This window comes from Candidatus Bathyarchaeia archaeon (assembly GCA_038873195.1).
GTDB lineage: Archaea > Thermoproteota > Bathyarchaeia > Bathyarchaeales > Bathycorpusculaceae > DSLH01.
On record JAVZEV010000001.1, the window covers coordinates 409498 to 431354 of the forward strand.

The 21857-nt window shown below is 40.1% G+C and carries 21 protein-coding genes and 1 tRNA gene; 12 read left to right on the top strand and 10 right to left on the bottom strand.

Translation table 11 applies throughout. The annotated features are described in order from the left end of the window. Positions 1-10: 10 nt before the first annotated feature. Positions 11-1255, bottom strand: a complete 1245-nt coding sequence (locus tag QXW63_02340) for a hypothetical protein (protein ID MEM3460738.1) — start codon at positions 1253-1255, stop codon at positions 11-13. A gap of 2 nt (positions 1256-1257) precedes the next feature. Further along, on the bottom strand, positions 1258-2295 hold the full coding sequence (locus QXW63_02345; protein ID MEM3460739.1) for a hypothetical protein: 1038 nt from the start codon (positions 2293-2295) through the stop codon (positions 1258-1260). A 226-nt stretch (positions 2296-2521) separates the two neighbouring features. Between QXW63_02345 and QXW63_02350 the strand changes: the two genes are divergently transcribed. The 3 genes from QXW63_02350 (at position 2522) to QXW63_02360 (ending at position 5822) form a co-directional block, all read left to right on the top strand. Next, positions 2522-2998, top strand: coding sequence for a QueT transporter family protein (locus QXW63_02350; protein ID MEM3460740.1), 477 nt, complete (start codon positions 2522-2524; stop codon positions 2996-2998). A 2-nt stretch (positions 2999-3000) separates the two neighbouring features. Next, entirely contained in the window at positions 3001-3657 is a 657-nt protein-coding gene (queC, locus tag QXW63_02355) for a 7-cyano-7-deazaguanine synthase QueC (protein MEM3460741.1), read from the top strand. A 140-nt stretch (positions 3658-3797) separates the two neighbouring features. Further along, on the top strand, positions 3798-5822 hold the full coding sequence (locus tag QXW63_02360) for a hypothetical protein (protein ID MEM3460742.1): 2025 nt from the start codon (positions 3798-3800) through the stop codon (positions 5820-5822). Here the strand turns inward: QXW63_02360 and QXW63_02365 are convergent. Both QXW63_02365 and QXW63_02370 read right to left on the bottom strand, forming a co-directional pair. Then, positions 5782-6294: a hypothetical protein gene (locus QXW63_02365; protein ID MEM3460743.1), complete on the bottom strand. Its 513-nt coding sequence runs from the start codon at positions 6292-6294 to the stop codon at positions 5782-5784. The genes QXW63_02360 and QXW63_02365 overlap by 41 nt on opposite strands. A 220-nt stretch (positions 6295-6514) precedes the next feature. Next, positions 6515-6679: a hypothetical protein gene (locus tag QXW63_02370; GenBank protein ID MEM3460744.1), complete on the bottom strand. Its 165-nt coding sequence runs from the start codon at positions 6677-6679 to the stop codon at positions 6515-6517. A 293-nt stretch (positions 6680-6972) separates the two neighbouring features. On the opposite strand from QXW63_02370, the gene QXW63_02375 reads away from it, so the two are divergent. Continuing rightward, entirely contained in the window at positions 6973-7641 is a 669-nt protein-coding gene (locus tag QXW63_02375; protein MEM3460745.1) for a hypothetical protein, read from the top strand. Positions 7642-7769: 128 nt separating this feature from the next. Then, the gene (locus tag QXW63_02380; protein ID MEM3460746.1) at positions 7770-8387 is read left to right on the top strand and encodes a hypothetical protein; all 618 of its coding nucleotides are present in this window, start codon (positions 7770-7772) and stop codon (positions 8385-8387) included. 59 nt (positions 8388-8446) lie between these two features. Here QXW63_02380 and QXW63_02385 read toward each other — a convergent pair whose 3' ends face one another. The 5 genes from QXW63_02385 to QXW63_02405 form a co-directional block, all read right to left on the bottom strand. Next, complete coding sequence (locus tag QXW63_02385; protein MEM3460747.1) at positions 8447-9004, bottom strand: hypothetical protein; 558 nt, start codon at positions 9002-9004, stop codon at positions 8447-8449. Between the two features lie 5 nt (positions 9005-9009). Next, positions 9010-9312 (bottom strand): UPF0175 family protein, encoded by a 303-nt coding sequence (locus QXW63_02390; protein ID MEM3460748.1) that lies wholly within the window; start codon positions 9310-9312, stop codon positions 9010-9012. A 237-nt stretch (positions 9313-9549) separates the two neighbouring features. Continuing rightward, positions 9550-9771 (bottom strand): DUF2283 domain-containing protein, encoded by a 222-nt coding sequence (locus QXW63_02395; GenBank protein MEM3460749.1) that lies wholly within the window; start codon positions 9769-9771, stop codon positions 9550-9552. Next, entirely contained in the window at positions 9768-10037 is a 270-nt protein-coding gene (locus QXW63_02400) for a DUF4258 domain-containing protein (protein ID MEM3460750.1), read from the bottom strand. Before QXW63_02400 ends, QXW63_02395 begins: the two co-directional genes overlap by 4 nt. A gap of 426 nt (positions 10038-10463) precedes the next feature. After that, entirely contained in the window at positions 10464-12614 is a 2151-nt protein-coding gene (locus QXW63_02405) for an immune inhibitor A (protein MEM3460751.1), read from the bottom strand. Positions 12615-12829: 215 nt separating this feature from the next. On the opposite strand from QXW63_02405, the gene QXW63_02410 reads away from it, so the two are divergent. The 5 genes from QXW63_02410 to QXW63_02430 all read left to right on the top strand — a co-directional run bounded on the left by QXW63_02410 (position 12830) and on the right by QXW63_02430 (position 15640). After that, complete coding sequence (locus tag QXW63_02410) at positions 12830-13444, top strand: hypothetical protein (protein MEM3460752.1); 615 nt, start codon at positions 12830-12832, stop codon at positions 13442-13444. Positions 13445-13541: 97 nt separating this feature from the next. Further along, positions 13542-13949, top strand: a complete 408-nt coding sequence (locus tag QXW63_02415) for a hypothetical protein (protein MEM3460753.1) — start codon at positions 13542-13544, stop codon at positions 13947-13949. A gap of 194 nt (positions 13950-14143) precedes the next feature. Beyond that, positions 14144-14218: transfer RNA gene (locus QXW63_02420), tRNA-Ala, on the top strand. Between the two features lie 419 nt (positions 14219-14637). Further along, complete coding sequence (locus QXW63_02425; GenBank protein MEM3460754.1) at positions 14638-15177, top strand: hypothetical protein; 540 nt, start codon at positions 14638-14640, stop codon at positions 15175-15177. 148 nt (positions 15178-15325) lie between these two features. Beyond that, positions 15326-15640: a hypothetical protein gene (locus tag QXW63_02430; GenBank protein ID MEM3460755.1), complete on the top strand. Its 315-nt coding sequence runs from the start codon at positions 15326-15328 to the stop codon at positions 15638-15640. 51 nt (positions 15641-15691) lie between these two features. Here QXW63_02430 and ileS read toward each other — a convergent pair whose 3' ends face one another. Next, the gene (gene ileS, locus QXW63_02435; protein MEM3460756.1) at positions 15692-18721 is read right to left on the bottom strand and encodes an isoleucine--tRNA ligase; all 3030 of its coding nucleotides are present in this window, start codon (positions 18719-18721) and stop codon (positions 15692-15694) included. 373 nt (positions 18722-19094) lie between these two features. Between ileS and QXW63_02440 the strand changes: the two genes are divergently transcribed. Both QXW63_02440 and QXW63_02445 read left to right on the top strand, forming a co-directional pair. Next, positions 19095-20915, top strand: a complete 1821-nt coding sequence (locus tag QXW63_02440; GenBank protein ID MEM3460757.1) for a hypothetical protein — start codon at positions 19095-19097, stop codon at positions 20913-20915. 14 nt (positions 20916-20929) lie between these two features. Beyond that, complete coding sequence (locus QXW63_02445; GenBank protein ID MEM3460758.1) at positions 20930-21598, top strand: hypothetical protein; 669 nt, start codon at positions 20930-20932, stop codon at positions 21596-21598. The last annotated feature ends 259 nt before the right edge of the window (positions 21599-21857 follow it).

Below are 21857 nucleotides of genomic sequence, written 5' to 3' on the forward strand. Positions count from 1 at the left end.
GAGTTAATGACTATGCTGTTTGGCTCTTAAAGCTTAAAAGCCCTTCTTTAATTTTAAGTATACCACACCATTTAGCGATTTCAATAAGCGTACTTAGATCTTGACCATTAATTGAGTGGCGGTTTTCTAACCTCAACGCCGCGTTTATCTGTTCCTTTAAATTGTCGAGCGTTGTGGGAGTTTTGAGCTTCTCCACCATAATTTTATAAGGCATTATAGTATTCCTAGTCAAAATGTGAAGAAATTGTTTCGCTTTGTTCTCATCTTTCTCATGAAGAGAGACAAAAGCCTCTCCTATAGGTGTTAATTTGATTCTTTTTTTGTCTCTATACGCTAAAGTTAAAAGACTGCTAAGTCTCAAACAATCTCCGCCTTTAGTTTCTAGACCTGCGATTTCAAATATTTTTGGATCTGCTCCTTCTGGAAATTTGGAAAGTTGGACCACGTATTTCTCAAAAGTTTTCATTGAAATCCTAGGAAGCGAAGTGCCATCTCGGCTAAAACTTTCAGCTTTTTGAGTTTCCTCTTCTCTCTTATGAGAGAAAGAAAATGAAAAAATTCCTTTATCTTTGTACTTTAGATCTACGCGAAACGGTTTTTCATTTCCAATAAAGATTTTTGCTGACTCACATTTCTTCATGAAATAGCGCAGAGTTTTAAGATAATCTACTATTGTAGAGACATGTGCGGAATTTTTAACGTTCATTTTAAAATAGGGATCATTAGGCTTTGCAACAAAAGCATAGTTTTCTTTTGCGGCAAATATTGTTAACTCGTTAGGGTTGGAAACTGAAAAAGTGATTTCATGAGAGATAGCGGAAGCTTTGTATATGAGATCCGCGATTTCTCCCGCCGGAATTTCTAAAGTTGCTTCATAGTCAAATATATTTGGTTCTGGTAAATTGTAGGGATCTGGTCTAAGCCATTTTATGTTAAAAGAGGACAACCAGTTTTCTTGTGTGGAAAATTGAATTTGATCTTCGCTAGTTTTAATGAAGATTTTTGATGCGGTGAGAGTTGAAAGGACCGTAGAAAGTTTAGAACAATCTATTGAAAAATTTTGCTCATTTTTAATTTCGTATTTTTCAAAGAAATTTGGGTATAATATTATATCAACGTAACAGAAGTCGTGAGGGTCAATGCTTCTTACTCTCATCATGTCCTTCTTTACATCAAAATGAGCCACTTCAATAAAACGTGCTAAATATTGGAAGAGCGCTCGAAAAATACTGACATCGGTTATTTCTGCTTTCAATACTACTTTCCACCAAACAGAACTTGCGAAATTCTCATGTACTTTTTCCGAAGTTTTGCATACTCCCAAAGATGATTTAACCCAGATCTAGAAAAAATTCTATCTAAATAAGCTTCATAGGCATCTTCACCTATTTCGAGAAGGTCACGCGCCAACTGGCACTCCTGTTTAATTACATGCTCGTTATGTATAGCCCGTGCTTTCCAATCGTTCACTAAAAGATTTGGATTACTGCTGCAGATCGGGCAGTTACACCTTTCAAGCCACATTAACTCCAGAGAATCCTCAATTTTGGCAGTTCCAAAACTCGCAGATCTGTTGCTAACATAGCGTTCGCCTGTTCCGGGGAGGATTATTTTTCCGTAAGCAGCTTTTCTACGGTAGCCCGCGCTATCCGTGCTATCTGCACCTAGGTAGTATGCAAGGTGCAAAGTAAGTGGGGAAGATCCAAGCCCTGTTACGTGAATCTTGAAATTAGTGTGGCATCTTACTGCTTCTATTCCTAAAGAAAGCATGTCAACTAATTCTCTCCTTGGCTGGCGGTCGCCAAAAAAACCGGAAAAATCTGCAAAGTCGGGATTGACAAGACTTCCAAGCATTATCATGTCAGCATCTGCCTCTCTTTGAAGCCACATTAAATTAGATACTAATGATTTTTTGCTCCATGCATGGAGAACCGGGACAATTTTGCCTTGAAGTTTCGTAGAATTTTGCCAATAAATTATGTTCTCTTTTGTATTTTCCCATAGTCTTGCCATAAGAGACACGGGCATTCCAGGGCCAAATGGAAAGTCTAAAGGGACAGCTTTGTCTGGCATGAATAATTCTTGAATTTCAATTACTTTGTTTCTTTCTAATACTATTCCTTGTTGTCTGGCAGTAAAAGCTCCGCAGTCTAAAAATAATTTCCCTGCTTTGTAAAGAATACTGGGCGAAGGTGAATCATAGTAGTTTATTACCGAATCCATAACTAGATCTGTTTTCCGATCAGCTTTTACAGGAACCTTAGATTCACCGAGCCATAGCAGTTTCTCAGACACCTTGACACCGCCTTAATAATAGTTCGTAATACCATAAATAACTTTTAAGTTAAATTTGATTTCAGAGTACATGCGAGATGAGTATCTTATTCTATTCATGCCCAAACAAATCGATTGATTAAGTAAAGCTTTTAATTGGAATAAACATAAAGTAATGTCCTAAGGCGGGTGAGTGGGTCCTCCCACCCGTTCCGCCATAAAAACCCCGGAGTAGGGAGGTAAAAATTTGAAAATAAAAAGCAGAGATCTTTCATTGGTTGCGGTCTTCGCCTCACTATATGCAGCTATGGTTTATTTGTTCGCTCCAATATCCTTTTACGCATTGCAGTTTAGAGTTGCAGGAATATTAAGACCAAGCATTGCAAGAAAATGCATACTGGCATTAGGCTACGCTATTGGAGTAATTATCGGTAACGTTTTCAGCCCATTTACTGGGGCTTATGAACTTATTTTTATGCCCATTATGAGTTTTCTTGCCGGAACAATTGGATACATGGTGGCTAAGCCATTTAATCATAACTATTTCATCGCCGGTGGCATTATCGCTACCATAATATCCATGAGCGTCAGCTGGATGCTAAGCCAGCTATTTGGTTTACCAATACTGACAACCTTACCGTATTTGTTCATCAGCGAGCAAATAGTTTGCCTAATTGGATCGTTCTTGTTCAAGCTCATTGAAACCAAGTTCAAATGGTGGTGAGCATGAAAGGAAAAAACAAATGTATAGTCGTTCTAAGTGGTGGACCAGACTCCTCTACTGTAGCATATTGGGCTAAAAAGCAAGGATACGACATTTTTGCAATAACTTTTAATTACGGTCAAATAGCAACCAAAGAAATCGAGTGTGCTCAGAAGATAGCAGAAAAATTGGAAATCCCCATTAAAGTAATTGATCTTTCAGCACTTAAAGAAATTTTTACAGGAGTGACATCGCTTTGTGACGAAACTATACCGATGACTTCAAACTTTAGCCAACCCATTATCGTTCCTTTCAGAAACGCCATTTTCCTTTCCGTGTCAGTTGCCTATGCCATATCAATTGGCGCAAATAGGATATTCTACGGTGCCCAAGGTTCTGACGAGCAGTTCTATCCAGATTGTCGGAAAAAGTTCTATAAAGCCTTCGAGAGAACAGCGAGGCTTGGAACAAATAAGGAAATATTTGTAGAAGCGCCTTTTAATGACATTTCAAAGTCTGATATTATAAAACTAGGAACAGAGCTTGGTGTCCCTTTTAATCTTACATGGTCTTGTTATCTTAACGGACAAAAGCATTGCGGAACATGCGAATCCTGCATAAATCGTAAAAAGGCATTTAACGAAGCGGGTCTCCCAGATCCCACAGAATACAATAATTGACAACAATAAGTTTAGGGAAGATGAGTGAACAAGAAGCTTAAACACTATCTAGAATGAATTGATTTAACTTTCTCATGCCAAGCAGCAATTCGATATTTTTATGATTAGGAACAATGATTAATTTTGTTAGAGTGAGTGAAATGAGAAAAAATCGCAAAAAAGCAAATATCATGGCTGAAGATCTTGGATCTAAATTTCTCTTCGGATCAGTTTATTTGCTTGAGTTTTTAAGTGCGCCAGACAGAAATTGGCAAATTTATAAGAAACTTAATGAATTATACCCAAAAGAACCGCCGCCGGAACTTATTGACGGATACAAATTCGCACTGATTGCGCTCCTTCATTCAATCATAATTCAGGTAATTCAAAGTCCAGAATTGCTTGGGATTCGTAGAAATGAAAAGATTAATTGGGCTTTTTACTTTGGGAAAGGTGATCGGAGCAAGGTCCACAAACTTGTTGACGAATCACCTCAAGGGATTCTAATTAGCAACTTGTTAGCTTTCAGAAAACGAATTCTTAAAAGTCGAGATTGGCAAACTTTGAAACGCGAATTGTATTCCCTAATGGATTTCATGAGATTGTTTAAGGTAATTTTTCTGAACTGTTACGCTGGTCTTAATGAGAATACTGAAGAAATAATAGATCCGGAAAATGCTTTGAGGATGAAACTGCCAGGGACTCTTCTTATATTTATCAATGATGAACGAAACCTGCGCCATTCATTTTTTGACATGTATCGATTCCATTCGGGGAAACTAAAACTTGAGCATTTTAGACGTCCCTTGGAATCATACCTTGATTTTCCCGAGAGCCCTTTAGAAACCATTATGAAAAATAAGAACTTTTTTGCTGGTTTTAAATTTGCAGTCATTGTTCTATGGTATGCGGTTCTTAAAGAAGATTTCATGGATAAGATTGACCTCTTCACTCGAATAAAAGATGCCCAAACATGGCGCGATTTCGACAGCCTTTTTGAATTATTGAACGATAATATAGTTGGTCCTTTCGAGGAAAAAACTCAAGCAAACGCAATAATACTTTTCAAGACGAAAGCCATACCTAAAACTCTTAACAGTAGATTGATAGTTCCATTAGAGAAACCAAAAAAACACTACCCTCTATTGGCGGATGTTTTCAATCATAGGCCCGCAAGGGTTGTGAGTTATGAAGGATCGAATGGAGCTTTAAACTTCTGTACAGTTCTGCTAGGATTAATAAGTCAAAGAGAACTTGGTTTGATGAAAGAAAAAGTAAGAGTTTTGGAATTTGTTCATAGACAAAACATTAAGGGTAAACACGCAAACAATTATAGTTATGCCTTGTTCTTACCGTGCTCAAGCAATATCGCTGATTATTCTCGTTGGTGGGTTTTTTATAATTGTGCAACAGACTATTCTGGTGCTGGTGGTTTTAACTACCAGTACATCCACAATTTTCTAAAGAGCTTTAAAAGGTTCATTCATTATAGGAGGGTTGCTATTGATGAGACAAGCTTTTTTAAATTTTTAAAGTCAGACTATGTAAGGTTCCTTGAGACGGAATGCGAAAAGGCGACTAGTATTAATGTGCTTATGCGGGGTGCTCTTCTTGAACTTATAGTTGCTCTATATTTCGTTAACCAAGGATTTCAAGTGTTTGTTAGGCATAAATCAAAAGTGTTGGGCCGTGAAATTGATGTTGTAGCTAAAAAGCGGGAGAAAAATTTTAATTTAATATACGTTGTTGAATGTAAAGAACGTTCAATCAGTGCCTCTGCAGATGAATTTGATCGCTATGCACGCGTTATTCTCGATGAAATGAGAGCTAAAACAACTGAACCAGTTGGAGTTTCGCAATATGATGCAATTATGCGTATGCTTCAAGATTTTGAGAAAAATTATATTAAACCGTTGCAAGAGAGATTACCAGAGTTCGTGAAAGAAATTGATCCAAATCACAAAGGAAATGTAAGATTAAAAGGAGTACTAGCTACGACTGAACTTTATGAAGCCACCGTCGAGTTTTCACCAGACGTCGAGTTTTGGACTTGGTGGACCTTGAAGAAGAAACTAACCCAAGAAAGAGTAAATAAAAGTTTTTTGGAAATCATCGAGAAACATCTGGAAGGTGATGTCGGAAAGCCTATTTCACATTTACATTTCCATGAAGATTATTTTGCATAGTACTAAGTACTGAATTGCTTCTGTGGATGTATCCTTCGCTATCCACGTAATAATCCCCTAATCCTAAGGCTGCAAGAACCGACGCTTCACCTTTGTTAATCAGTTTAAACGGTTTTACACCCTTGTATTCTTTTTTAAGCTTATCGTTCCCTTCCGGTTTTTTAATAAAGATAAGCAGATTCTCAGCGGAATCTAAATACGCTCTTTTGCTACTATCCCATAATATCGCTACATACTTTTTGCAGTGTTCATCAGCTATTTTATCCAGTTTCTCTCTTCTTTCTTGAGCATCTCCATATTCAAGCGGTTGTTTTAACTCAATTAATGCTCTTTCAAGCGCAATATAACGCTGCTTTGATTCTTGAAAGAGGTGTTGCCTTTCACCTGAGGATTTTCCTATGTAGATTATTTTTGAATTGTATGCGATGGCATATAATCCACTTAGCCCGCTCATGCCTTCAGGAGTTTCCACGTTAACTCCATAAGGTCCCTTCCATTCTAGTTTCAGCTCCATTCCATCCGCATCCTTGCAAAGAGTTGCAATTACTTTTTATTTTCTAATTTAAGTTTCTTATGAAAGCTCAATCACTATTTTTGTTTTAACCAAGAATACCAGTTTTAAATGTTGGTTAGGAAAAATGTGAATTTAAAATTCGAAAAGTAGGCACATTTGTTTTGAAGTAGCAAATGGGTTAAAAAAGAAAATCTTCATCCAATTCGTCTTCTTCAAGCCAATAACACTCTTCGCAAAAACCATCATATTCCACATACTCTTCCTCAGAAATTTCCTTACCACACCGCAAACAGTGATGCTTTTCATCGTCAGTTAATTGTTTCTTTCTTTTGTCGATTTTCATCAACAATTTCTCCGCATGCGAAATTAATAAAAGTGACTACCGAAAAATTAAGACGCAACTTCAAAAATAGAGCCGGAAGACCTTTTATGTAGCATTATCGTGAATGCAGGATGTACTATGCTATTTTAATTGTAGAGATACACGAGTTGAAGCCAGAATATGTGCTCAAAGACCTTACATTGGCTAGTGGCAATAAAAGAGTAGAACTGTACAAAATTGACACTTTATAGTGTCTGAATAATCCGGAGAGAAAAATAGATAATGTCGCAACAATACATTAAAAATTGGTTAGAATGGGGCGTTTTCCTCAAACTCAAGCACAGAAAGGCAGTCAAAAATGGATTCAAATACTTATTAATGACAAGCCACAGATTTTGAATAAGCATATTTGGAACGCATTTAATTTTTCATGGAATGAAGATATTCAATGGCTTTCTCCGCTAAGGGATGATGATTATGCAGAGTATCGGGATCAAGCTTTCTTAAAGCGGCTTAATGTCAAATTGGAGAAGTTGCCGTTGCGTGATTTCTGGCCTAAAGGAGGGCCTCAATGGGACGCTCTAGGAAGAAGTACTTCTGGAAAGTTGTTTCTTGTAGAGGCAAAGTCACACATTCGAGAATTGATTTCAACGCTGCACGCGAAAGATAAGGGTTCGAAAAGAAGAATACTCAAGAGCCTTAAGGAAGTTAAGGAGTATTTAGGGGCAAAGACGGATTTTGACTGGTCTAAAGGTTTTTATCAATACACAAACAGATTAGCTCATCTTTACTTATTAAGAAAGAACGGACTAAACGCATACCTTATCTTTGTCTATTTCATAAACGATTCGCAAGTCAAAGGTCCTAAAACGATCTCCGAGTGGAAAGGTGCAATTAAACTGCTCTATTCATGTTTAGGAATTGAAAGGCACAGACTGAAAAAGTATGTTGCGAAGGTGTTTTTAGATATAAATCAACTTTGATAGACACGTTAATATGTGAAGAGGCTCTATTGCTTGCTAAATACTTAGGGGGTGAACGTAACGCGATTCCCCGGCTACCATAATTTAGAATTAATAGTTTGCTGTCAAAGAAGGTTAGTGATGAGTAATTGATTAGAGTCTTGTTTCCCAAAGAGTCGAAGTATGTTAAGTTTTTTGAGCGTGTTGGAGACGTAAATGGAAATTTGATTCTTAAGCCCTACGAATTTAATTATGAAAGTCAAATGTTTAGAACAGATAAGTATTTTTGCCTTGAGATTCTAGAAGTTAACAACGATGAATTTGAATCTACTTTAGGTGTGTTCATAAAAGACTTAATTGAAAAATATAACACTAGGAGTTGGAGTAGATGTCTTCAACGGTGTATTAACGCTATTCGCTGGATGGACCCCGTGCTTTCTGAGTTTAAACAAACTCCATATGGATATGGCTTAGAAATCGAGATACAGCTGGGTAAGATCAAGGAGTTAAAAAAGTGGGGCTCCTCATACGAAACAGGTGAAATAAAACTTAGCTTTAAGCGGTTGCGCACTAAAGAGCTTACGTTGATTACCTTTATACATGAATTAATCCATATTGTGCAGTATTGGGAAGGCTACAACATGCATGACCCGACCATTGAGGATGAAGACTTTATGCTTGCTGTAGCCAAAGAACACCTATCGCAAACAACTATACCCGATTTGTGGGCCTCTTTAATTCATAAGAGGCAGAAGCGTAGCGTATGATGGTGTGGTTGGGTGGTGGGTGTAGGTGATTAAAGGCTTTTTCACGTTTTCAATTCGCATTAGAAATTCATAAGACCTGTCATATTTTCTCGTTTGCGAACTATTTTTCTTGCAGCTTCAAGGATTTCCAAAGTTTGTTCTTTCTTTAGTTTATGTCTTTTTTCGCCTAACTCTTTTATGGCTGATTCTATGTCGGAAACTTCAATATAGCCCCTGCTTAGGCTTTCCAACAAGATAGTCCAAGTGTTCCAGGTTTTAAGCCCAAACATCCTTGCAAGATTTGAAAGAGCCTTCTCATCAACCAAGACTTGGGCTTTTCTCTCCCTTGCAAACAATAGCGTCTCCGCATCCGTCAGCGATATGTTTTCATCCATAGCCAGCCTTTTAACGGCTGAGGCTAAACGTTTTGGGAATTCTTCAACCTTAATCCATCCTTCTTCTATGGCTTTTCCAATTATCTTGGCATCGGAGTGACCGAGTTTGATGCCTTCGTCAACGGCTTCCCGCTTCACATTTGGAGTTATTATTACTTGGTTGAAAAGCTTCTTGACAAGGTATAACTTGTTTATTTGGGCTAAATGAATGAGCGGACCAGCATCAGAAACAACGGCTGACAAAGGGGCTAATCTCCATACTTCGCCTTCAAATATTCACGTATACCCTCAGAATCCCAGTTTACTGGAACACCTTCCCGCTCCAAAATTTCAAGAAACTCCCGCAAAGAAACTCCCAAGATTTCAGCTGCCCGCCCAGCCGTCACCTTGCCCTTCCGATAAATGTCAACAACTCTTCTGCGCAATCCATCCTCAATAAACTCCTTGATAAGCGTTGACCGGTCAACATCCTCAATAACCCTTAAGGCTTCAACCCTTTCCAAATCACGCTTTGACAAGCGAACAGTAACCACAGCGCTTTTCTCCGTCACACGTTATCCCAGAATATAGAGAATACAATGTAATACATAAGGCTTATGCGTAAACCAGTCCCGAATTGAGAAAGACGCAATGAAACCCTAACATTTGATGGTTTGCCCAAAAGAACCTATCTACGGCCTAATCAGTAACATAATTTTAGTTTTCAGATGTTTCATAAAATTGAAATAATATATAAGCACTTCAATCAAATAAAATTCTATTAAAGAGTGAATGAAGAAATATTGACTTTAGGCTGGGCTTTCTAAAATTAGCTTTAGTTTTTCAGCTATGTCCTTTGATATTGGGAGTATGGCGTTTTGGGATGCCTTCCATATTTCTATGCCAACAAGGTTTCCGTCCTTGTCAAGGTCTATGTAAGCATCTTCGCTTAACATTCTCGTATCTACTATTTCGGCTTCTTTGAATTTTATGTAAAGTATATCCGACTCTCTGTCGTATTCAACTTTCACCTAACTTTCACCCATGTTTTGCCCAGTTTTCTACCAATTATCCTTTGAGCATCTGATGTTATAAATGTTGTTACAACTTTGATCTCACTGTCTTCTTTAGAGTACGCCACCAAAAGATGCTTCTTATTCAGTTTCTTGAAAACAATTGTTGTTCCAATACTTAGATCATAATAGGTTTGGGAAGGCTGGGATATCGCCTCCAAAATCATCTTTTCTGTTATACCCCTTTCAGCAGCCCTCGACTTTGCATGTTTTGTAAATTTCATGCAACTACAACCTTTCTATTGGTTTGAAATTCTGCTGGTTAGTTTATTATTGTTGTGGTGGATCATCCAAGACCGCGAGGGAGTCCCGGAAGCTATCGATTTTGGGACTTGAACCCTTTTGGGTTTAAATCCCACCGGGCCCGCTGAACCTCATTTCCAGAAGAAGATTCAAGCAAACATCTAGAGAGTAAAAAACGTAAGGACACAATTGAAAGCTTTTCGAATAGTATCGTTTACTATCGGTTGCGCTGAAAACTGAAAGACAAAGTTAAATGTTACGTTTTGCTTGAAATATAAGTAGATGAGTGAGGGAAACAAGGAACTGTTTTTCCACGAATCTCCTTTCTCTCCTTTCCCTTCCCTCATGAATTCTGTTTCAATTAGAAACGAAATTAAAAAAAAGGAGGGGTGATAGCTATGCGGTATTTATGGAATAAGACACTTCCAAGGCAATGGGACTTTTGTCACTTGGAAACGGTAGTCGGCTAAGCCCTTTGATATAATTGGTGTTATAACTAGTACAACGTAGCTTGGTTTTTTCGCGTACCCAACAGCGAAACCAGTTTCGGTGGAATCTTTCAGCCACATGTCATGAGGTATGTATAATGTCATGCCGTCTATTACAAGTGCGTCGACAACCGTCACTTGGAAATCTGCTTCTGGCGGTATGGGTGCCAGTGGAGCTAAGGTTAGTTCTGTTCCGCTCACGGTTGCGCTGTTTATCCACCAGCCTTCATAAGTAGTCGCCCAGTCTGTCATGTAACGGAAGCCAATCATCACGGTCATTCCAGCATAAGCTGAAAGGTCAAAACTCATGGTGGTCCAATCTGGCCAGTCGGGGTTGTAGTCTGTTAAGCCTGGAAGGTTGGCAACAATATCTGGGTGAGCAGCTGGATCGTGGTCATATGTCGTGTATTCATTTTCAAGCGATACCCATGTTTGGCCACCGTCTGTAGAAACTTGCACGAATCCATAGTCCCACAAGGTTTCAAGACCATAAGCAGTGACAATGGTTAAGGTTGGATCTGCCGGGTCTACGTAAGCGGTGCCTCCAATTGCCTCGTTTGCAAGGTCTTCACCTGTGCCGGAGTACCAGCCGTCTGGTGTCAGCGTCCATAAGTGTGGCGGTGGAAGCGTTGCGGTGTCGTCTCCATCAAAGTAAATGAATCCTATCCCTGTTCTTGTCCAGTTTTCGAAGGCAATGTAGTCTGTTCCATAGGTTGCTACCATTGATATTCCAGTGTCGTAGCCCAATATGGTAATTGTGTTTCCAAAGTCTGTGCCTCTTGTCCATGGAACAGGCAATCCGTCAACTTCGTAAATTCTGACTGGTATGTAGGCGGGGTCGTTTAGGTTGATGCTCTTGTAATTGTATCTATGACAACCCGGGAAGTCCGCGCGGATTAGGTTTGCAAGTTTCCAGTCACGATAGACATCATAAAATGTGGCCTTGTAGTGGAAGTGCGCGAGTGCTGCGTTTATGCCGGCAATTCCTCCGCCTCCACTTGAGAAGTAGTACTGGAGAAACTCAGCACCGAACTGATCGCTCAAATAGGTTGTCCATAAAGCTGCTGCACCGTAATCCGCCAAAATGTTTATGTCTCCTTGGTCACCCCAGATTGTGAGCGAGTTATCTGGCGTGGCGAAATAGCTATTCGGATAATCTGGGTCAATTCCATATCCACATAGTAATTCGGCATACATACTGCAGCCTTCGTTCATGAAAGTGTCGTCTCCCGGACAAAGTTCGTAGTGTAGCAGATGTTGCCATTCATGGGCTACGGTGCTATCATATGCGTAAGGTGCAGTAACATTGTGATTATGGATGGTTGGGACGCCACCAACAATACTTAAGTGATCTCCCCAATTCATGGTTGCAGGGCCGAGACCATGATACCAGCTTACTGCGTCTAGTGTTATGATGTTTCTGTCATAATAGTAACTTTCATAAGCGCCTATGTGTACTCCGATTATATAGTAAGGATAGCTTGGGTTGTAGTAGTTTTCATCTCTAATGTTGCAGACTAAGATGACGGCTCGTCCAGTTGGTTCATAATAGTATTCTGGATCGTCAGGAATAGCAGGACTTAGGTACTGCAACTGGGCGTTTGATCCGTCAAGGAACAAGGGTGCGCCGAAGAAATCCGACTCTTTGGGCAATATATTTTGTTCGAATTGGTCAGCAAGATACTGCAACATAGCATAGGTAGGTTTAGTCGGTGGGTTTCTGTTAGGGGTCTGCCCTGATGGGAAGTTGATATTGTTTTGAACCCAGATTTCTACTTTGGTTCCAATATAGCTTAACGTATAATATGTCAAGAAGAGGCTCCCGGTATATCCATTATAACCTGTCCAGATGGCAGTGTCGCCAAGATTCCAGTAGGAGTGATGTGTTTCTCCTTGAGGTTCGATTTGTTCGCTTAAGTCAAGCGCAGCAGTTTTTACGTCTTCATCTATTCCTTTAGGTTCGACAGTGGTTGGTGAGGAATATGCTCGGTTTGTGATTGCGACTACAAAAGTGCTTGCAATCAATAGCATTGATAGGGCAATAGTTAACAATTTAATCGATTTGTTCATTTTCCTATCTCCTTTCGGTTAATTTAGAACATAATTAATTAACGCGTAGTTGTTTTTGAATTTTGTGGAATTTAGTTCTATTGGCTATGTCCCAAACATTTCATCATATTGTCTTGCCATAATCTGCAGAAAACATTGAAAATTCAAAACAAACATGCTTATTTTCAACTTCTATCTAATCAACCTAGCAACGAATAAACCTAAAGTGGCGTTGCATGATAAACAAAAAAATCTCGCAAACAATTGTAATATCGCTTATATTGATTCTACTTGGTTCTGTTCTTATTATCTGCGCAATGCCTCTCTTCACCTACACACGAGATGAACCCCAACTAGTTCCAAAGTCTGAAACTCTAATAGATGATTACTTTGAAGTATACCAATCTCAAAACAAAGTAGTCACTGCTGAGTTAAGCATTGAACAAACACTCAACATTTTAGCAACAAGCAACGCAATTTTTAACTTCTCCATAGTTAATCAAACACAACAACCAAATATAACATATTACTTCCTAAACAACACAACCACAGTCAACATGACATGGACGCACCAGATAAGAACGCAACCCAGAACATATTATCTCGTGTTCGAAACCCAAAACGCTTCCTCAAACTCGCCCGTACAAGTGTACGCTAACGTAACTAAAAATTGGACAGAAATTAAACTTGTACCCGTTTTAATGCCAGACCGCATACCACTAATCAACTCAAACTTCGCATATGTAGGCGCAGCAATTCTCATTATCGGAATAGTTTATCTTAGAGTCAACTTACATTCTAAACGTAAACTTGCTGATAGAAGACGCAAAAAGCAAAGTGCCATTAGATAACTGTGCTTGCATATCCTTATCGTGTCACTTTATGTTTTGTTAAAACAACAAATATTTATGGCAAAGGTGCCAAAGAAAATTTCGGAGAGAAAAGAGAATGAAGGAAAAATCTATAGCGGCAATATTACTCACGGGCATCTTAATTGCTGTAGTTTCTACAAGCTTAGCCTTCTATGATCAACAAACCAGAGAAACACTCAGAAACACTGAAGAGAATTATCTGAATGTGAATAAAGTCGCAGACAATGATGAACAAATGGACACTTATGACGGACAGAAACAAGGAACAAGCAACCAATCGACAATCTACAACCCTCAAGAAGACATTCCTAAATATGCTGATAACTCATTCGAAGCAGACAACAACAAAAATTTCCAGACACAACTGCCTCTTCCGATGCCAGACGGGCGAATTTTCTTAGATTCTGAACCTCCCTATGCATATACTCCTACATGCATGCCAAAAGAACCAAAGATACCACTCATACCCCTTGAACCAGAGTAATACCAAGAAAAAACGGGTTACGTGAATACGCTATAACTGCTAAAGAAAATATTTTTTCTCTACCAACCCACCTCATTAATGAACAAACCTAAAAGATAAACGCTACAAAAAGATAATTTTCAGCTATAAGCCATTAAAAACGAACCGCAATTCCTAAATGCCCTACACCCCTCTCTTTTTAAAGGAACCCTTCTGGGCCGGTAGTTCAGTCTGGTATGAACGCCGCATTCGCAATGCGGAAGTCGGGGGTTCAAATCCCCCCCGGTCCACTTAGCAAAAATATCGTGTTGAACAATCTTCAAGGTCAGTTTATTTGTTACGAGGAAAAAGGAATATTTGTTGTTGTTATTTTTCTCCTTTCTCCCCCGTTTTTATTATTAGAGTTGTTAGAATAAAATTTTATTTGACACGGTTGTGTTAACGTTTCTATCTTTCTATTACAAAAGATTAGGGGCTTAGGAATGAATATAAAAGAAGATTCACGTTAGAAAACAGCAAAACACAGGCTGAGTTTAGCATTTTCACGTCTAAATAATGGCATACCACTGCTTTCATCTTTTGCTCTTTTTCCTCGAAAATAATTCGCTTAGTGTATGTCTCAGAGAACTACACCTAAAAAACTACATCTCCACCCTTACAGACTCGCTTAGGTTAGATAAGCACTCTTGTCACAATTGAAGGAATAAACATGAGAAAATATGTAACCGTATTCAATAGAGAAGTACATTTGGGTCTTCTTGCCATGCTATGCGTAATAGTGCTGCTTTCCTCAGCCCTAGCCACAGTATACTTCACCAAAACAATCAACCACCAAGCAACCATAATAAGTGATGGTAAAATACAAACATATTATGACCTTGAATGTACACAGATTTTGAACAGTCACGACTGGGGAGAGTTTAACGTGTCTTCTGGAGACGATACTGAAATCTTGGATTTTTACCTCAGAAACGAGGGTAACGTGGCGATAAACGTGACATGGAGAGCCTCAGCCTTCACATCTTACAATGAAGCAGCAATTCAATTTGAAACTTCTTCGTGGATATTGTACTTGGTAAAAGTAGAAACGGGCGAAACAAGACTTAAACCCGAAAATGCAACAGTTCCAGACAAGATACACTTATCTCCCGGTGAAGTAGTCCACCTGAAGTTTTATCTGACAGCAATCGAAAATAGCGCCACTGAGAGCTTTGCATTTCATACAAGTTTCAGCTCGCAAGATAACTAAAATTTACAAAGACTATTATGACATAGTAGTAGTCCTGCAGTACTAGTGTCTGTATTTGTTCATTTCTAAATTTGATTTCCAATATTGATTTTGTCTTCATAACATTATTATCTCTTTATCGCCATCGAAGAATCCTAGGTGAACATGCTTGAGCAGTTGGCATGAACTTGAAGATTTACACAAGAAAAAGGCAGAACTAGAATTCCAATTACTCTCACTAGAAGAAAAAGAGAAAGCATTGCAGGAAAAAGTGAAAATAATTGAAGAAAAAATAACAATTCAAGAGCTTGAAGAGCATTTGAAGGCTAAGCATGAAGCTGTAGGAAACCTTGAATCAAGGATTACAGAGCTAGAAAGAAAACTGAAAGAACAAGGAAAGAAATTTGAAAGCTCCATGATAACGCAGGACATAGAAGAAGAGGAAGAAAAAACCGAGTACTTCTTCCAACAAGACGAAAGATAGCCGCAGTTTGCCATAAAACTTCTTTAGCATCTCTAGAACTTCTTAAAATGGTTAAGAAATGGCTATGTAGACTTTTTTATCGTCAAGCGCGTACTCATGCCATTCCGTTTCTAATTCCTCGCGTTTATTATATAAGCGCACGTTTTTGACGCGGACAAGCTCCTCCATTTCTTTCAAATGCGGCTTAAGCAACCTTTTGCTTTCGCCGTCAAGCTCAGCAACATGTGCAGCTTCTAAGATGTCAGTTGGCACATAGCCCAACTCCTTCCTTAAAGATTGGATTCTGCGAGCTAAATCACGCATTAAACCTTCGCCAAGTAGTTTTTCGTCTCGGTGAACATCCAAGAAGACTTGTATGCCCTCTTCAGTGGCTGAAGCCCATTCTTCACGAGCCGCATCCTCTGGAGTCTCTTGAGCGTATTCCGCTGTTTTAACGTTTGCAAGTTCCAAGAATAGTTCTTCAACGTTTTTCAGCGCTTTGCAAACTTTTTCTGGAGCTACTACAATCATTCGGTTAAGCGGCCATCGTCTCTTCAGCTTCGCCGACTGCCTAGCGGAGTATACAAGCGACACGCACTTGAAGAGCACTTCAAATTCTTCTTCTAAAGTCTTATTTCGCAGTTTCTCGGAAGGTTCAGGCCAGCTTTCAAAGTTCACCGATTCAGGTAATGCTGGACTGAGTTTTCTGTAAACATTCTGGTATAATGCCTCGCTTAAGTATGGCGTAACTGGATTGAACAGTAGCGTAACGGTTTTGAGAACATGCCACAAGGTTGCATATATGGCTAGTCTTCGGTTGAGTGTTTCAGGGTCGTCTGTCCAAAGTTCTTTTCGAACCATTGGCACGTAAAGTCTGCTCAATGTTTCTATTACATAATCTTCTAAAGTGGCGAGGGCGAAGTTGAATTCGCACGTTTCGAGCTTGGCAGTATAAGCCTCTATGAGTTGTTGAAGTTTTGAAAGCAGCCATAGGTCTGGATTTTTGAGTTGTTTTTCTTTTTTCGCCCATTCCAGCGTGTGCTCTTGCGGGTTGAAATTGTCGTATTCTGCGTTCTGCAAAAAGAATCTGTTTAAGTGATATAGTGTTGAGAGCACTTGGTATGGACGTTTTGTTAATTCTTGAAAGTCAAAGTTCATGAAGTCTACTGGCGCGCATTTCCGCAGCATGTAGAACCTGCATAGGTCTGCAGAATATTTTTCTAGGAGCTTGTTGGCTTCCACAACATTTCCTAGGCTTTTACTCATTTTTCTGCCTTTAGCGTCTTGCGTTAAGCCTTGAAATAGGAAAGCCTTGTATGGAGCTTCTGCCTTTCCGGTTAATATGACATGCTCCAGCAGAAGCGAGTTTGCCCATCCCCTGGTTTGGTCTATTCCTTCTGTTAGGAAATCAGTTGGCACGTACTTGGCGAATTCTTTGTCGGTGAATCTTGCGTATGGTGAAGCTCCACTGTTGTGCCACGTGTCCAAAACAAAGTCTTCTCTATACATTGTGCCGCCGCATTTTTCGCATTTTAGTTTTATGCGGTCAACCCATGGCTTATGCAGTTCAAAATGTCCTTTTGGTTTTTCTAAGGCTTTTTCGAGCAATTCCTTCTTGCTTGCTATGAGCGTTTTCGCGTCGCATTTTTCGCATTTCCAAACTGGCAGTGGAGTACCCCAGACGCGTTCTCTGGATATGCACCATGGTTTGCCTTCTTTTAGGAAGGAGAGAAAGCGGTTTTTGGGGCTTTCAAAGAAGTATTCAACTTTTTCGGCGGCTTCGACGATTTTGTCGTTTATTTTGTCTGTTCGAAGGAAGTATTCTTTTCTGGCTAGCCACACGAGCTTGTGATGTGAACGCCAGCATGTTGGATACTCATGCTTTATGGTTTTGACTTCAACGAGCAAGCCTCTTTTGCGCAGTTCTTCAACAACCATCTTGTCCGTGTCACGCGCAAATATGCCGCTGAAGACTCCTGCTTCTTCTGTGAATTTGACTTCGTCATCGAAAGGCGCAAATATTGGAACGCCACGCTTTTGTGCTGCAAAAAAGTCTTCTTCACCGTTTCCCGGCGACTGATGCACTACACCCGTGGCAGTGTCTATGTCCACGAAGTCTTCGCAGACAACTCTATGCACTAGTGGATGCTTGTCAAGTTCGGCTTGTTTGGGTATTAAGTCTTTGAATGGGTAATCATATTTTGTTCCTTCAAGCTCTTTGCCAAGCATTGTTTCTGTTAGCGTGTATTTGTTTATGCCTAATTCTTGCATGACTGGTTCGACGCGTTGTTTGACGAGTATCCATGTTTCGTCGCCAACTTTGACTTTCGCATATTCCGCCTCGGGATGCACAGCCAACAGCATGTCCGTTATAAGCGTGAAAGGCATGGTCGTCCACACTAGGAAGTACTCGTTTTGGCTGTTTGCAACTTTGAATTTGAAGTATAATGATGGGTCTTCAACTTCTCTGTAAGAGTCTTCGTAGCCAACTTCTGCGCTGCTTAGACTTGTTTGACAACCCGGACAATACGCTACGACATAGTGGCCTTCTTCGAGCAAGCCTTGTTCCCATGCTCGCTTAAGATATTGCCATTCGCGTTCTATGTAATCATCCAGGTATGTCCAGTACGCCTTTTCCTGGTCTATGAACACTCCGAGCAACTCGTCAGCTTTAACCCATTCACGATGGTATTTCACAATAGCCTTTTTACATTCTTCTATGAAGCGTTCTTCACCTACACGTTCGAGAAGTTCCCGCTTGTTCTTGACGCCCAAAAGTTTCTCAACTTCAAGCTCCACTGGCAAGCCTTGCGTGTCCCACCCTGCCCAGAAAGGAATGAAATAGCCTTGCATTGTCTTCCAGCGATAGCGTAAATCTTTCATTACGCGTCCTCTGGCGTGCCCAACGTGTGGTATGCCATTCAATGTTGGGGGTCCTTCAACCCAGCCTGTTACGCCCTTATTGTTTTTCTCGCGAAAATCCATTAGCTTCTTTTTTATGCGGTTTTGATTCCAGAATTCGCGTGTTTCTTTTTCAAGTTCAAGCGGGCGATAGTCCATGCTGAGCCATTTGTTAGAATCAGCTTTGAATTTGGCGGTCACCTTTCATCACATTGCACCCGCAAATACACCAAAATAGCCACAGCCACATATAACCTTTACCCATAAATCTTGGGATATATGGCATAAATGGCGACATGGCTTATTTTCTTTTTCTGAATAGCATTATGTTCTCGGATGTTGTACAGATGTATTCAAAGTCGGGCTCTATGAGCTATTTTGCTTCGTTGCCTGTTTTGATTGTATAGTGTAGAAACAGGAATTGAAGGTGTAGATTGGTTTGATTTTAGGATGTAGTTTAAGATTTAGCTAGAATCAGTATGGATTTAAAGGAATTTTAATATGAATTTGTCTTGCATAAATCTTTTAGAGTATGCTTTCGTAATAAACGCTAAAATTCATGGAGGAAACTCGAGTGACGAAAATTAGGTTTTCGTCTATTGTCGCAATATCCATTATCTTTGTTTCAATAACGCTTGGACTCTACAGAATTTCTTTCTCCAGCACATCCACACCAGAAACAAACGCCAACCCAAGAATCATTTATTGGCCTGCACTTCAGATATGGGAAACAGCTGATGGACAACTTATTTTTAATTCCGGAGGTATCGACACAACAAGCATCGCATGGTCTCCTTCCGGAAAACTGATGTTGATAGCTGCTTCTGACCGTTTTGCAGTGATTAACACAAGCACTTTGTCGCCGATTTACGAGTTTTGGCACTCACATGACTATAGTGGTCAAGGCGTTTTTGATAATTTTGCCATTTCACCAGACGACTCAAAAATATTCTATGTTAACACCAGCGGTGCAGTTGCTCCATCTTCCTTAATATATTCGATGAACGTAGATGGTTCCAATCCAACCTTCATAACCTACGTAAATAGCAGTTCCTCATGTGTTCCCACATTCTTGGACTTATCAAGCGATGGCACAACGTTGATTTGCACGGAATTCGCAGAGAACTATTCTTCGTATCCCTACACCCGTTTTAGTCGCATTTGGAAAGTCAACATGGAAACAAGCGAGAGATCGTTAACTCTGGAGCTTGAGGGATCAGACAGCCAAATTTTCAGCGTTAGGTTTTCTCCATCAAACGACAAAATAGCCTTCACAACATACAATGGCATTTGGACAATTAACCCTGATGGAACTGGCCTAACCAAGGTTGCTGATATTTCAGAGAATAGTGTTGCAATGTATTTAAATTGGGTGCCAAATGGAACAATGCTAACATACACGGAAGTTAATTACATAGAAAGGTATGATTATAATCCATATATCAACGACCAATGCTGGGCTAACAGTAACATCACAGTCGTAAACGTGGATGGCAGCAACAAGAACACAATTTTTTATGGAGCCAAATGTTGGACATGGTCGCCTCTCAATAGTTCTATGGCCGCCTTTATTAAACCGCTGAACAAGGGTGTTCCATACCTTATAGACTTAAGCCTTCCAATAACATCAGACCCGGACAGCGACGGAGACGGCATACTTGACCGTGAGGAAATATTCTCTGGATACTTCAACCCGCTGGACCCTACTGACATCTACAAAGACTACGACGATGACGGTTTGTCCAACTTGGAAGAATATGAGTTTAACCTAAATCGGACTGGGTCTGGAGCCTACCCGTTGAATCTGCTAAATCGAGACAGTGACGGAGATGGACTCAGCGACGGCGTTGAAATCAAAATCTTTACAACTGATCCAACAAAAGCAGATACAGATGGTGACGGCATAAGTGATGGCCTTGAGGCTGCAGCAACAGGCTTGAACGCTTTTATCACGGTTCTACCAGAAGGATGGATTCGCATGACGCTTGAATGGTCAAACAAAACCATGTATGTTTCGACAAACTCTTCTGTTTTAGGGGTAGTCTTTAACTCAACAAGCATGGCTTTAAGCGTCTCCGTAGGCGGTCCAGATGGCACAACAGGCATAGCCAACATAACAGTTCCGATAGAAATGGTGAACTCACTCTCAGACATCAGAGTCACGCTGGACAATCAACCCGTAGACTTCCAAATAAGCCAAGTAGGCAGCAACGCCCAAATCTACGTGGAGTACCACCACAGCTACCACGAATTGACGGCGCACTTGCAAGGCGGTGGTGGCGGCATTGGCGGTGTAGACTTAACGGGCTTAATGAGTTACTGGTGGCTAATATTATCCGTCGCTATCGTAGCAGTAGCAGCCATAATAGCAGTAATTATCGTGAAACGCAGATAACAAGAGGGAGCAAAATGAAGAAATCCATTGTCCTTGAAACAATCATAACACTATTTTTGTTTTATGCAGCTTCGGCTTACGCCGAAATACAAATTGGCGTCAAAACAGGCGACTGGATAAGATGCGATTACGTTTCAGGTAGTGCTCTGCCAAGCGACTTCATTCAATGGGTTAAAGTAGAATGCCTATCAACCGAAGGGACAACTGCAACATTACGCATGACAACGCACTTAAACAATGGAGAAGAACAAACTGAAATTATGATTTGGGATGTTGCCAGCGGTACTGGAAACTTAACTTTCCAGGCACTTATACCAGCAAACTCAAAGACCGGAGATACCATTCAAGTAGCAGGAGGAAGCAGAGTAACCATTGCTGGCGAAAAAACTGGGAACTATGCTGGGGCAAACAGAAACGTTGTTTACGCAAGCCTAACGCAAGGAGACATGCAGTTCAGTTGCTGCTGGGACAAGGAGACAGGAATCATCGTGGAAGTAACCTTAACCCAAGGCTCAACATCTGCGACTTTTAAGGCTACGAGCACAAACATTTGGCAAGCGTCATCTAACCCGCTAACATTGCCAAATCTGCCAATAGAACTGCTTTCCATCAGCATTTCAGTGGCGCTGGCAATAGCAATAGTGGCAGCTGCAGTAATCTTAACAAGGCACAAAAGACGCTAAAAAGCGCCACATACTTAAAAAATTTCAGGCTACTGCGTTTCATTTTCCCAATTTTTATCACTCTCATAATTAGAAGGGTGACAGAAGCCATAAAATCCTATTAAAGGTTAACCCTTGTTTTAAAGCTCGTAGTTATCTTGAATGTTGTTAACGCTTCTGGCAAGGTTAATATACGTTGCCCAGAATATATGATTGTGCGTATCTGAAGGTGTAAGCAGTTTTTTCTGTCTGTTTCTCTTCGGAAATAATTAGGCGTTAG

Coding starts and splice junctions, on each gene's coding strand:
- QXW63_02415 (MEM3460753.1), top strand. CDS start 13,542: ATGAAGGAAAAATCTATAGCGGCAATATTACTCACGGGCATCTTAATT.
- QXW63_02370 (MEM3460744.1), bottom strand. CDS start 6,679: ATGAAAATCGACAAAAGAAAGAAACAATTAACTGACGATGAAAAGCAT.
- QXW63_02375 (MEM3460745.1), top strand. CDS start 6,973: ATGGGGCGTTTTCCTCAAACTCAAGCACAGAAAGGCAGTCAAAAATGG.
- queC (MEM3460741.1), top strand. CDS start 3,001: ATGAAAGGAAAAAACAAATGTATAGTCGTTCTAAGTGGTGGACCAGAC.
- QXW63_02360 (MEM3460742.1), top strand. CDS start 3,798: ATGAGAAAAAATCGCAAAAAAGCAAATATCATGGCTGAAGATCTTGGA.
- QXW63_02400 (MEM3460750.1), bottom strand. CDS start 10,037: ATGAAATTTACAAAACATGCAAAGTCGAGGGCTGCTGAAAGGGGTATA.
- QXW63_02405 (MEM3460751.1), bottom strand. CDS start 12,614: ATGAACAAATCGATTAAATTGTTAACTATTGCCCTATCAATGCTATTG.
- QXW63_02445 (MEM3460758.1), top strand. CDS start 20,930: ATGAAGAAATCCATTGTCCTTGAAACAATCATAACACTATTTTTGTTT.
- QXW63_02425 (MEM3460754.1), top strand. CDS start 14,638: ATGAGAAAATATGTAACCGTATTCAATAGAGAAGTACATTTGGGTCTT.
- QXW63_02410 (MEM3460752.1), top strand. CDS start 12,830: ATGATAAACAAAAAAATCTCGCAAACAATTGTAATATCGCTTATATTG.